Origin of the sequence: Aquimarina discodermiae (assembly GCF_040786235.1) — a bacterium.
Taxonomy (GTDB): Bacteria; Bacteroidota; Bacteroidia; order Flavobacteriales; family Flavobacteriaceae; genus Aquimarina.
The window spans coordinates 14,018-27,408 of sequence record NZ_JBFMKP010000021.1 but is presented as its reverse complement, the minus strand read 5'-3'; the positions used below and the strand labels follow the sequence as shown (position 1 = coordinate 27,408).

12 protein-coding genes are annotated in these 13,391 nt (G+C 31.2%); 7 read left to right on the top strand and 5 right to left on the bottom strand.

Annotated features, from left to right (window positions below):
* Nucleotides 1–89: 89 nt before the first annotated feature.
* From ABW636_RS14470 to ABW636_RS14460, 3 genes are all read right to left on the bottom strand, one after another.
* A complete protein-coding gene (locus ABW636_RS14470) occupies nucleotides 90–1,892 on the bottom strand; it encodes a hypothetical protein (protein ID WP_367590777.1) in 1,803 nt (600 codons plus the stop codon).
* Between the two features lie 138 nt (nucleotides 1,893–2,030).
* Nucleotides 2,031–2,654 (bottom strand): pyridoxamine 5'-phosphate oxidase, encoded by a 624-nt coding sequence (gene pdxH, locus ABW636_RS14465; protein ID WP_367590776.1) that lies wholly within the window; start codon nucleotides 2,652–2,654, stop codon nucleotides 2,031–2,033.
* On the bottom strand, nucleotides 2,635–5,040 hold the full coding sequence (locus tag ABW636_RS14460) for a heavy metal translocating P-type ATPase (protein WP_367590775.1): 2,406 nt from the start codon (nucleotides 5,038–5,040) through the stop codon (nucleotides 2,635–2,637). Before ABW636_RS14460 ends, pdxH begins: the two co-directional genes overlap by 20 nt.
* A 120-nt stretch (nucleotides 5,041–5,160) precedes the next feature.
* On the opposite strand from ABW636_RS14460, the gene ABW636_RS14455 reads away from it, so the two are divergent.
* The 7 genes from ABW636_RS14455 (at nucleotide 5,161) to ABW636_RS14425 (ending at nucleotide 10,560) form a co-directional block, all read left to right on the top strand.
* Nucleotides 5,161–6,012 (top strand): universal stress protein, encoded by an 852-nt coding sequence (locus tag ABW636_RS14455; protein WP_367590774.1) that lies wholly within the window; start codon nucleotides 5,161–5,163, stop codon nucleotides 6,010–6,012.
* Between the two features lie 11 nt (nucleotides 6,013–6,023).
* Nucleotides 6,024–6,878, top strand: a complete 855-nt coding sequence (locus tag ABW636_RS14450) for a universal stress protein (RefSeq protein ID WP_367590773.1) — start codon at nucleotides 6,024–6,026, stop codon at nucleotides 6,876–6,878.
* Between the two features lie 15 nt (nucleotides 6,879–6,893).
* On the top strand, nucleotides 6,894–7,742 hold the full coding sequence (locus ABW636_RS14445) for a universal stress protein (protein WP_367590772.1): 849 nt from the start codon (nucleotides 6,894–6,896) through the stop codon (nucleotides 7,740–7,742).
* Nucleotides 7,743–7,810: 68 nt separating this feature from the next.
* Nucleotides 7,811–8,659 carry a universal stress protein gene (locus ABW636_RS14440; RefSeq protein ID WP_367590771.1) on the top strand — a complete coding sequence of 283 codons (849 nt, stop codon included), beginning with the start codon at nucleotides 7,811–7,813 and terminating at the stop codon, nucleotides 8,657–8,659.
* A 212-nt stretch (nucleotides 8,660–8,871) separates the two neighbouring features.
* Nucleotides 8,872–9,576: a universal stress protein gene (locus ABW636_RS14435; protein WP_445012690.1), complete on the top strand. Its 705-nt coding sequence runs from the start codon at nucleotides 8,872–8,874 to the stop codon at nucleotides 9,574–9,576.
* Nucleotides 9,577–9,634: 58 nt separating this feature from the next.
* Nucleotides 9,635–10,003 (top strand): hypothetical protein, encoded by a 369-nt coding sequence (locus tag ABW636_RS14430; protein ID WP_367590770.1) that lies wholly within the window; start codon nucleotides 9,635–9,637, stop codon nucleotides 10,001–10,003.
* A gap of 113 nt (nucleotides 10,004–10,116) precedes the next feature.
* Entirely contained in the window at nucleotides 10,117–10,560 is a 444-nt protein-coding gene (locus tag ABW636_RS14425; RefSeq protein ID WP_367590769.1) for an Hsp20/alpha crystallin family protein, read from the top strand.
* A gap of 148 nt (nucleotides 10,561–10,708) precedes the next feature.
* On the opposite strand, the gene cls is transcribed toward ABW636_RS14425, so the two are convergent.
* Both cls and ABW636_RS14415 read right to left on the bottom strand, forming a co-directional pair.
* Nucleotides 10,709–12,130, bottom strand: coding sequence for a cardiolipin synthase (cls, locus tag ABW636_RS14420; protein WP_367590768.1), 1,422 nt, complete (start codon nucleotides 12,128–12,130; stop codon nucleotides 10,709–10,711).
* A gap of 22 nt (nucleotides 12,131–12,152) precedes the next feature.
* On the bottom strand, nucleotides 12,153–12,995 hold the full coding sequence (locus tag ABW636_RS14415) for a universal stress protein (protein WP_367590767.1): 843 nt from the start codon (nucleotides 12,993–12,995) through the stop codon (nucleotides 12,153–12,155).
* Nucleotides 12,996–13,391: the final 396 nt, after the last annotated feature.

Sequence of the window (13,391 nt, the reverse complement as noted above, 5' to 3'; positions counted from 1 at the left end):
CTTTTTTTAGGGTACAAAAATAATGTTATTCGAGCTACAAACATCATTATAAATGCAAATAATAATATTTGTAATTTGCTAAGAGTCTTCTATGCGGTAAGCACATCAATCTCTTTACGAATTTGAGAAAGAGTTCTTTTATTTTTGTTAAGAGATTGTAAGATTTGATCTTTACTATGTTTGAATCTATTTTGTGATTCTTCGAACAGCAACTGATAATACAAAATTCCTGTTTTTAGGTTATTTGCAAATGTGGCTATATATTTTTGTTGTTTTTTATCTATGCCTGTTTCTTTTATTTCTTCTAGTTTACTTTTTAAATAATCAATATAAATATGTAACTCTTTTATGAAAAAATTGGGCCGATCTGTACGTGTAATCATATTATCACGACCATAAATATGGTCTGTAATTTCATATAAGCACATTACTTTAGAAAAATAAGCCATATTGGGCCCAGGGCATACAGAAACACCAGTTCCTTCTTTTTTTGTGTTAATATTATGAACTAACAATGCAGTGGTACCTAAACCAACACAGGTACACGATTTTTCTACTATTTTATTATATTTTTTTTGATATAATTCTGGAGATAAATTTTCCTCTTTTAATTGTTTTATTTTTAGGTGTTGATATTGTCGCGAAGCTGTACAGATCCCTTTTTCTGTAAATTCTTTATTAAGGGCCACATACTTTTTTGGGCAAGAGCTTCCAGGTCTTCCTTTATCAATCAATTGTTCTTTTTCTGTATCTTTTGTATTTCCGTTAAGACTATTAAATGGTATTCCCAGCGGAGATATTGCGCTTAAATACAAATCCTCTTCTTTTGCGTTTACTAATTTTTCTAAAGTTATATCATCTACTGTAGTTACTTCGGGAACTAATAAAAATGGAGTTCCCCACCCTACAGAATCCACCTGGTAATGATCTAATAAAAATAGATGCTCTTCTGGATTACCGACACCTCCTTGAGCCGTAATTTTAAGAGGTAAAGGAGATAAAGGTACTGGATACTTTTTGGCAGCCAACGCCTTGATTAGAATATCATGAATAGAAGTTATAAGCTCTTCTCTTGAATCCCTAAACTGCGCTAAAATAGGCCCCATTAAATAACCATCTGTAGCAAAGGCATGTCCACCACAATTTAACCCAGATTCTATTCTATATTCAGACACCCATATACCTTTCTTAGCTAGAAATTTACCTTGAATTAATGCCGATCTGTAATCACTTACTTTTAAAACAATTTTCTTTTTAATTACTCCTTGTTCATTTGGATAAAAATCATCAAAATGTTCTAAATAGCTATATAATTTGGGGTTCATTCCTGCAGATAAGATTAGAGATGAACTTAAATTGCTATTTGCATACCCTCGTAAAGCAGCGTGCGCATCATTATAAATAGTTGGCAATTTGTCATTACTACAATAATTCTCTTTATCAACTTTGGTCATTATATTAACATCAATACTACCCATAGATAAGTTATGATCGACCCACTCTCTAATCTTATTGGTATTGAAATGATCCCACTTTAATTGAGAAAATTGCCGTTTTATATCCGAAGTATCTGGTAATAACTCAATATACTGCTTTAGATCATCACCATAGTTACTGGTAATATTTTTAAGCTCTTCAAACTTTTTTTCTGCAAGCATACCAATCATATTGAGGTAAGAAGTGATTCGTTTTGCTCTAAAATCTTCTATATGTTCTGTGATCTCTGTATAGGTCAGTTTAAATTTAGAACAGTATACTTTTCGCAATTTTTCTATTAGCATATCATCAACCAATGAGATTGAAGAATCTATACCTAAATGAGCAACTTTTAATGGGGTATCAATGGTAAATCCAATTCCCATTACCGGAATATGAAATGTGTGTGTATTCATTCGTTTTTTATCAAAAAAAGAATGCTTTATAGTCTCGATAAGCATTCTTTAGGATTAAAATAGACCTTTGACAAAGAACAACACTCGACGTCTCTTAAAATATGATTTTTATCATTTTTTATTACAAATATGGGTAGATTATACTACAGAAGTATCGTCAACAAAATATGACACATCTTTTGACCAACTATAATCAGGTTTTAATCTGTAGGAAATAACTTTACTACTACCTTTAGAGATATTGAACTTTTTAAATTCTACAAGAATTGGTTTGATGATATACCCTCCCCAATAGTTGGGCTTTGGGATTGATTTACCTTTGTACTTTTTTTCATAATATTTTAAGCGTTTCTCAAGTATCATACGAGAAGGAATGATTTCACTTTGGTTAGAAACCCACGCTCCTAACTTACTGCCTTCTGGGCGAGATTCAAAATATCCTTCTGAAAGGTTACTGGCAATTTTTTCAGCTTTACCTATAATAAACACAGTACGTTTCGAATTTAACCAATTAAAAAAAACCGAAACCCTATTGTCTTTTGAAATAGCCATTCCTTTTTCACTTTGGTAGTTAGTAAAAAAAACAAAACCCTCCCAGGTAAATCTTTTTAACAAAACAATTCTGCTTTTGGGATAACCATCTACTCCAATGGTAGAAAGCAACATTGTATTGGTTTCTATTTCTGGATGAGCAGTATCTACTTCATGAAACCATTTTTGAAAATGTTGTATAGGATTATGATCAAGGATTGGATTTGTCATATTTCTTAATTAAGATAGTACTATATATATTGGTAAGTATAGTAACATATACCACGATAGAAATTGAACTTAAGGGCATTAATATAGCAGCAATAATTGGTGATAATTGCCCTGTAACCGCAAAATACAGTCCTACTGCATTATATAAAAAAGAGAAAATAAAACTAGTCCTAATAACCCCTATAGCTTTTTTAGAAATACTAAAGAAATCTATGATCTTTTCGAATACAGAAGCATCCAAAATACCATCACAAGCTGGAGAAAATACATTAACATTTTCTGAAATGGCAATTCCTACATCACTTTGTGCCAAAGCACCTGCATCGTTTAACCCATCTCCAATCATGACAACTACTTCTCCTTTTTCTTGCAAACCTTTTATATAATTTAATTTATCCTCGGGTTTTTGATTAAACACCAAACTGGTTTTTTGAGGAAGTTGCTGTTGTAAATATTCTTTTTCCCCTTCGTTATCACCAGATAAAATAAATAACTTATAGTTTTTGGATAAGTTATTAAATACTCTTTGAACACCTTTTCTGTACCGATTGAAAAAAATATAATGTCCTTTATAGGTATGATTCGTACTAATATGTACAGATGTGTCTTGGGTAGTAAGATCATGAGTGCCTTTTACAAAACTTTGAGATCCTATTTTGATAGTATTTTGGGCAGAAGTAGCCTCTATACCCTTACCTATAAATTCTTGATATTGATCTAGTGTAATGATCTCTTGTTCTGCAAGCAGATCATATAACGCCCGACTAAGCGGATGATTTGATACACGAAGCGTATTTTTCAACAAGTTTTGTTCTTTATCTGATAAAGGATGACCATGATATTCTATTGAATTACTTTTTTTATGAGTTGTTATGGTACCAGTTTTATCAAATATGATAGAAGTCGCTTTTGCCAACTGCTCTATAACATTGGCATTTTTAAGATAAAATTTATTCCTACCAAATATTCTTAAAATATTCCCTAGTGCAAAAGGTCTGGCAAGTGCCAAAGCACAAGGACAGGCAATAATAAGTACTGCTGTAAATACATTGATTGCTTTTGTTGGGTCTACTAATACCCAAAAAATAGTTGCAAGAAGTGCAATACATAGAATAGTAATTGTAAAATACCGACTAATAGTATCTGTAAGATTGGTAAACGAAGTGCTTTTATCTTTCGTAAAAACATCGTTACTCCATAATTGTGTCAAGTAGCTTTGCTCTACCGATTTTAACGCTTCGACCTCTATGGCTCCCTCTAATTGCTTTCCTCCTGCATACAATTTATCTCCTGATCGTTTGGTTACAGGTTCACTTTCTCCTGTCACAAAACTATAATCTATTTTAGTAGTTGCATTCATTAAAATACAGTCTACAGGAATTAACTCTTCGTTTCTAATTAATAACCGATCTCCTTTTTTAATTTCATATACCTCAATATTTTCTTCTATCTGATTTTTAATAGAGATTCTCGTTACCGCAATTGGGAAATAAGATTTGTAATCTCTTTCAAAAGAGAGAAATGTATAGGTTTTTTGTTGAAAAAACTTACCCAATAACAAAAAGAAAACTAATCCGGTAAGGCTATCAAAAAATCCCGTTCCCAAATCAAACATTATTTCTACTGTACTTCTTATAAAAAGAACCAAAATACCTAAAGCAATGGGTACATCAATATTTAAAATTCTGGATCGTAAACCTCTATATGCCGAAACGAAATATTCTTGAGCAGCATACAACACCACGGGTAAGGAAAAAAGGAACATTAACCACCTAAAAAGGTACTTATATTGTTCTAACCAATATTCTGAGACTTCGAAATATTCTGGAAACGATAAGAACATCACATTCCCAAAAGCAAAACCGGCAATTCCTAATTTATAGGATAAACTTCTATTAACTTGTTGGCTCTTCTTAGTATAATCGTCTAAGCTGATATAAGGCTCATATCCAATAGAACATAACAAGATAATAACTTCTTTTAGAGCGATTTTTTCTGAATTAAAAGTAATACGCACCGTCTTTTTAGGAAAATTTACCTGAGACACTGTAATAGATGACTGAAGTTTATGTAAATTTTCGAGAATCCATATGCACGAGCTACAATGTATATGTGGTATGTAGAGATTAACAACTTGTATATTCTGATCACTAAACTCTATTAATTTTTCTATAATAGAAGAGTTCTCAAGATAATCGTATTTCTCTTCTACCGCTTTTGGAATAGCACCTGGAGCAGATTGCAACTCATAATAACTTGATAAATCGTGACTCGTAAAAATCTCATACACAGTTTTACAACCATTGCAACAAAAAGATTTATGGTCAAACGCTATAATTGTTTTATCACAATGATTTCCGCAATGAAAACAAGTAGATTTTACCATAGATATATTATTATTTGTTACAAAGGTGAATAAGTTTAAACTGATGGGGTATGATAATTATCATAGTTTTTAGACCGTTCATTGCCTAGTTTTGGATAAAACGTATAAAGTTTTTTCTTGATGAGAAGAATATTAATTCCCACAGATTTTTCAGAAAATGCAATGAATGCAATTCGATATGCAGTCGAGCTATTTAAATACGAACAGAGTGTTTTTTATATTATACATACATACGCAGATGATGTATATAATCATCTTACATTGGTTTCGAGAGATAATTTTGAAGAAATTAAACAATCTACAAAACAAAACTCTGACAAAGAACTACTTACTACTCAAAAAATCATATATGATATTTCACCAAATCCAAGGCATGAATATAAGGTACAATCGATTTTTGGAAATTTGGTAGATGAAGCAAATGATATTGTAGACAAAGAAAATATAGATATCATTATTATGGGAACGCAAGGAAAGCAAAACGACAAGCAGCTTACTTTTGGGAGTAATACATTGCAAGTGATTAAGTATGTAAAATGCCCTGTACTAGCAATTCCCAACGAATGCTCTTATCAAGCTCCCAAAAACATCTTGCTTCCTACAGATTTTATATTACCCTATAAAAGACGCGAACTCAAGTTGCTTTGTACGTTGGCGAAAAGTTTTAGATCTAAAATCAATTTTTTATACGTTTCTGATTTTGCTAAACTTTCTATTAGACAAGAAGATCATAAAATATTCTTGAAAGAATGTTTACCCGACATAGCACTACAGTTTCATAGAGTTGCCAATGATACTAATCTTACCAGAGTGATTAATGAATTTATAAGAACACAGCATATCGATTTTCTGGTGATGATAAACTCCAGGTATTCTTATTTAGAGACAGTTTTATATCAGTCTACGATAGATAAAATAGGCCTACATATCAAAGTTCCTTTTTTAGTCATGCAAAATTTACAACGATATTAAATTTCAGGATCATGAAAAGAATATTATTACCGACCGATTTTTCTGATAATGCATATAATGCAATTAGATATGCAATGCAGTTTTTTAAAGATGAAGAGACTATATTTTATCTTCTTAATACGTTTACACCTGCCTCATACCATGCAGAGTATCTTATAGAAAACCCAACAGTTTATGGTTTAGAAGATGTTGCCTTAGCTAATTCTAACAAGGGGCTCGAACGCATTGAAATTAAATTAAAAAAAGAATTTGCTAATCAGAAACATGAATTTGTTCGATTATCGGCTTTTAATACTCTAATCGGTGAAATCAAAGAAGTTGTTGACACTTATAAAATTGATCTAATTGTAATGGGAACCAAAGGGGCTACTGGCGCCAAAGAAATATTTATAGGGACTCATACGATGTATACTATAAAAAAAGTAAAGTGTCCCGTGATTGCAGTACCTTCTGGATACCAGTATCAAACACCTAACGATATTTTATTTACTACAGATTATAACTTTAACCCTAAAAATCCTTTTATACCCTTACTTAGAGAAGTTTGCGGCAAGCATCATAGTAAGCTTCATGTTCTTAATGCATATGCTGGTGTTCTACTACATGAAAAGCAAGAAAAAACCAAAATGTTTTTGGATAAATACTTAGAAAAGAACACCCATGTATTTCATATAGCAGAAGATGTTGATGTATTAGAGGCTGTAGAAGGCTTTCTAGCTAAACACACTATAAACTTATTAATCATGATCCATAATAAGCACTCATTTTTCGAGAATTTATTATTTACACCAGTAATTAATAAAATAACCTATCATACCAATATTCCATTTTTGGTAATCCCCTCTGAAAAAAGGATTCAATCTTAATCATAAATAGTAAAAATGAAACAAATTCTTATACCAACTGATTTTTCTCCAAACTCATGGAATACATTAAAGTATGCATCCAATTTGTATAAGAATGTTTCATGCAAGTTTCATATTGTAAACACTTATGAAGTACCTTCATCACTATTGTCATCAACAGTAAGTTCGCAAAAAATTGGGCACCTGTACGATGCCGTTAAGAAAGTATCTGAAAAAAAATTAGAGCTACTTTTTACGGATATTGATCAATATTTGGCAAATCCGAAACACATTTATGAAACAATATCCAAGCCTGGAGCTTTTGTAAAAGTTGTTCAACAAATGACAATCCAGACACTGTACGATATGATTGTTATTGGTACCAAAGGTGCTACAGGGGCCAAAGAAGTATTTATAGGAAGTAATACACAAAATTTGGTAAAGCATATCCATAATTGCCCGATTTTGATTATTCCCGAAAGCGTTTCTTTTACACCCATTTCCGAAATAGCATTCGCTACAGACTTTGAAAGAATATTTTTTAAATCAGAGATAGTACCTATTATAGATTTGGCCAAACGATGTAATGCTACTATACGAATGATACATGTGTATGATGAACCAAAGTTAAGCGAGGTGCAGCACTATAATTCTAGTTCGTTAGAACGGTATTTTAAAAACCTTTCGTATGATTTTCATGTAATTCAAGATTTTTCTACTATAGAAAAAGCAATTGAAGCATTTATTGAAGAGTTAGACATCGATGTTTTAGTGATGATAAAATACCCTCATAGTTTTATAGAACAATTAACCAGAGAAGCAATTATCAAAAAAATCACTTTTCATATAGAAATTCCTTTTTTAGTAATTCCTTCTGATGACTGAGAATTGTCATAGTATTTCATGGGTTTTGAGTTTAGTTTTAGCTAGTAATTTATAAAACATACGCTATCATGCAACGAATACTAGTACCTACCGACTTTTCTAATAATGCATATGCCGCACTCTTGTATGCTACAAGACTTTTTCAGGATCAAAAATGCAAAATTTATATACTTAACACTTTTGATGTAAATACTCCTGTTTTAACCAGCAGAATGAATACTGAAAGAGGGAAAATTTTATATCAAAAACTAAGTAATGCATCAAAAGAAAAACTAGAAGAATCATTACATAGAATTATTAGGGATACCGAACACCTAAATCATTCTTTTGAAACAATTTCTGTTTCCAAAGATCTAACCGAAACTATTAACAAAACTGTTACTCATAAAAATATTGATTTAATAGTAATGGGTACTAAAGGTGCTACCAGCGCCAAAGAGATGTTTATGGGCAGTAATACTGTTAAAGTAATTAGAAAAAACAAAAACTGCCCTGTACTGATTGTCCCAGATGAGTTTGATTTTTGTAAGCCAAAAGAAATTGCTTTTGCCACAGGTTTAAGAAGGTCTTATCATGAAAATGAAATAATACCTATGATCACCATTGCAAAAGTTTTCGAATCAAAAATTAGAATTTTTCATATTCACAAAGAAGAAGAGCTTGATTCACAACAAAAACATTCTCTTAAAGCCCTAAAGCAACATTTAAAGAACTTTGAGATCAGCATGCATTATCTTCATAAAGACGCTAAAAAAGCATTTCATATACAAGAATTTATTAAACAAAAGAATATTAACATGTTGTTTATGATTCGCTATCGTCATAGCGTATTAGAAGAGTTCACTAAAGAGGCTGTTATAAAAAAGATTGGATTTGCACCTACAATCCCTTTTTTGGTAATTCCCGAGCTAAATTGATAATTGTCATAGTTTTCAGTTTTTGCACGTCATACATTTATAAGAGTAAACTTCTAAAACTTAAAACGATGAAAAAGAAGATTTTATTACCCACAGATTTTTCTAGAAATGCATGGAACGCAATAAGCTATGCAGTAGATTTATTTAAACATTAGGAGTGTGAATTTTACATTCTTAATGTCTTCAATACTCCTGGTTACGCACTGGATAGCATGATGATTCCAGAGCCTAACGAAAGACAATACGAAGAAGCAAAAGAAAAATCAGAGCAAGGGTTACGCAAAATATTAGAACGATTAAGCTTTAGGGATGAATCTCCTATACATACATTTTTTATGATCTCTCAATTCAACAATCTGTTAGAGGCCATAAAAGATGTCATAGAGAAAAAAGATATTCAGATGGTTGTAATGGGGACCAAAGGTGCCACCGATGCCAATAATCTGGTTTATGGGAGTAATACTATTCTGGCTATGGAAAAAATAAGAAATTGTCCTATACTGGCGATTCCTAAAGAAGTGGTTTATAAAGAGCCAAAAGAAATAGTTTTTCCTACCAATTTTAAAACTTCTTTTAAGCATAGAGAGTTACAATATCTTACAGAAATTGCCAAAATCAGTAATGCGGCCATACGAATTTTATATATCTCCAAATCTGATGAGCTAACATTAGAACAAGAGAATAATAAAGGTTTACTAGAAGAGAACTTTGATGGGTTAACCTACTCTTTCCATACACTTCATAATGTAGATGTAAATGGAGGTTTAAGTGCTTTTGTAGAAAGTAGAGATAGCGATATGATCACTTTTATCAACAGAAAACATAGCTTTTTTGGTAGTATTTTTTCTAGACCCATGGTAAAAGACTTGGGGTACCATGCAAAAGTACCTGTGCTTACATTACATGATATAAATTAAAAAGTAAAAAAATGAAAAGATTAGGAATTTGGATGGATAAAGAAAAGCGTATGTGGTAATGATTAAAGGAGAGGAAGAAGAGATTATAAAAATCCCCTCGAATATAGAAACGTATCATGTGCATGGTGGTTCAGGAACTCGTCTTAAAGGAGGTCCCCAAGATGTTGTTCAGGATAGTAAGTACTTAGAAAGAGAAAAACACCAATTCAAGGCTTATTTCAAAAAAATTGTTTCCTATCTCAAAAGTGTAGAAAGATGGGTGATTTTTGGTCCGGCAGATACTGGAGAAAGGTTTAAAAAGGAGCTAAATCTAAATTATAAAGAAATAGCCACAAAACTTGATGGAGTCTACAAAGTAGATAGCATGACCAGAAATCAAACCAAAGCATTGATTAGAGATTACTTCAAAAAAGAATATACCTCGTAAACAATTAATTGATTACAAAAAATCAACAAAAGGTATAGTACACTGACAATTATCATTTTTTTTAATGCTTTGCGAAAGTATTTTTAAAGTAAATAATAATAAAACCAAACGTTATGTCACTAATTAAATTTAATAGAAATCGGTTTCCCTGGACCAATGATAGAGTTTCTAGCTGGCTAGACACCAACGATTTTTTTGCAGATGATTTTTTTGTAAGAGATAGAAATTTGCCTGCAATGAATGTTAAAGAAAATAAGGATAACTTCGAGATTGAGCTTGCAGTTCCTGGTTTTTCGAAGAAAGATATAGAAGTATCTATAGAAAACGATATGTTGCATATCTCTGCCGAAAAAAGTAAAAAAGAAATCGAAGAAGAAGAAAACTATACAAGGAAAGAGTTTAGTTATAACACATTAGACAGAAGATTACAATTACCGTCTAGCATTGGTAAGGATACAAAAGTGAATGCTGCATACAAAGATGGAATTCTTATGCTTCACCTTACCAAAAAAGAAGAAGCTAAAGAGCTTCCTAAAAAAATAATTGATATTGCATAATTGAGCATGATTATTCAATATCATTTCTAGCTGCATAGAGTTTTATCATGCGTGATTTTTTTGTTAAGGCAGAAAGTAACTTCTTAAGTTTACTTTCTGCCTTGTTTTGTATATAAAGTGACCTATTTTTGGATACGACAAAGGAAGACTATAAAATAGGGCTAAAAATTTTGGCTGCACCTTCTTTTAATTTATGACGCCAGGGTCTTTGTAAAAATGTATGATAATTTAACCGAGTACTTTTATTACAATCGATTAAAAAATCATTTTTTAACCCAATGGCAAAGTCGTCATGATAAATCACCGCATTTACTTCATAATTTTGTTCAAAACTGCGTATATCAAGGTTTGAAGAACCAATAGATGAAACCGTATCATCAGAAACGATCATCTTACTATGTAAAAATCCGCTACCAAAAAGATAGATTTTTACACCCGCCTGAAGCAACCTTTCAAAATAAGATCTTACACACCATCGTACAATTACATTATCTGATTTTTCAGAAAGTAATAAACGTACATCTATATTACTCATGGCTGCGACTTTTAGAGCATCAAGTATAGAGTCTCCTGGTATTATATATGGATTAGTAATATAGATATATTTTTGAGCTTCATTAATAATAGAGAAGAACATTTGCTGGGATGAAGAAAAATCATCATCTGGTCCGCTATGAACTATTTGTACAGAGGATTGTCCTTCTATATTTATATTGGGTAAAGAAGGTATATCTAATATAGACTCATCCTTACTGGTTAAGTACCAATCTAATGCAAAAATAGTTTTGAGATGATGTACCACCGGACCCTTTATTTTTAAATGCATATCATACCAAACTCCTAGATTAGTATCACCATATAGATATTTATCAGATACGTTAATCCCTCCTGTAAAAGCAATTTCACCATCTATAACCACAATTTTTCTATGATTTCTATAATTAATAGAAGATAAGAAATGACTAAACTTGATAGGCAAAAATTTACGTATCTCTACTCCTATATCTTTTAGTTTATCAATGTACATTTTTCGTAGAGATAGACTACCAATACCATCATAAAGAATATAGATTTTTACACCCTCAGAAGTTTTTTGCTTAAAGAGTTCAAAAAGCTTTGTTGTAAGCTTTCCTTCTTCAAAAATGTAATATTCTAAGAAAATAAAATGTTTGGCATTGTCTAACGCATTAAAAATTGCTTCAAAAGTTGCTTTTCCTTTTTTAAGAAGTTTTACTTTATTACCAGTACTAGGAGGAAAATGAGAATTTCGGGTTATTAAAGAAATTAGTTTGTAATGATCCAAATGCTCTTTATCGCTTAGAGTGATATGCTGCTGCAATGCTTTTTTAATAAAATCCCGAACGACTGGAGTTCCTTTTAATTGAAAGAGTTTATTTTTTCTACGGTTTCTACCTAAGATTAGGTATAACAACATTCCTCCTACAGGAATAGTAAAAATAGCTAACAACCAAGCTAATGTTCTGGTAGGTCTCATCCCATTAAGAAGCAATCTAAAAATAATTAAACCTACTATTAGGATGTATATAAATAGTACCAGGTAAATAATCACAAGAAAATATATTTTGAAAATATTAGGTCCTAGTGTGCATAATCAATAAAGGCACACGCGTACCATAACTTATTTTAGAAGTGTTTGATCCTTTGAAAAAACGTTTGAAAAACGTTTCTTTTTTAACAAACATTGCGGTCATATCTATATCCATAATTTGTACAAAACTATTGATGGCCAAAGCGGCAGGTACGTTGGTTATCGAATGAAACGTATGATCCTGGTTTTTAAAGAAAATCCTCATACTTTTTTTATCCTCAAATTCTGAAATAGTTATACTATCATCATTTTTAATTCTAAGTATTTTTAAAGATGATTGATGTTTGTCTATCATTTTTGATAAAAGTTGATGATCATCTTCTACAAAGTGATCATTATGATCTATTGCGTATAATATTGTTTTTGGCGTGGTAAATTTGAATCCTTGGGGTATAATTATAACAGGGCAATCAATTTTTCTAATTACATTAATCGTATTACTTCCAAACAATACTTCTTCTGCACCTGTTACACCATTGGTTCCCATAATAATCATATCTATATTCTTGGATCTAATAACCTGATTAAAAGCATCAACCAATACATCATAGTCGATAAGTGTATGAAACGTATAATCCTCTGTAACATATCGTACTTTGAGTTCTTCTAGTATTTGGTGAAGTTTCTTTTTTGTAACCTCAACAACAGATTCGTGAATTGTTGTATTTGAAGAAGCGGTCATAAGATCATCTGTGATATAATGAGAGGCCTTTTGAACATGTAATATGTAAAAGTGACAAACTTCATTTTTAAAAAACTGCATGGCATAGTTGATAGCGTTAAAAGCATTATCAGAGAAATCGGTAGGTAATAAGATTTTTTTCATAGTAATTTCATTTAATCCTTTAAAATTAAAGGTCTGATGACTAACATACTATGACATTTATCAAGTCATTAAAGTTTTTGAAGCAATACTTTAATAAGCTTGGAGTTTAACACAACCCATTGCTTATCTACAAATTAATTTTAAGGGAAATTTTAGGTGTTTTTTGGCTTTAAGGCTTTGTATTTTATTACATTCTAGAAAGTAAATTAATGTATTTTTTTACTCTAAATACATCCAAATAGTACTGTATTTTTATACCAAAACAAATAACCTCTGGGGAACTTTTCTTTACTAAATGACCAAAATTATTTAAAAAAAATAACAAAACTCTCTGAGAATTCACAGGTTACCAAAACACTTATCGTTCACATAATTTAACTTTTTTTTACAAATGCA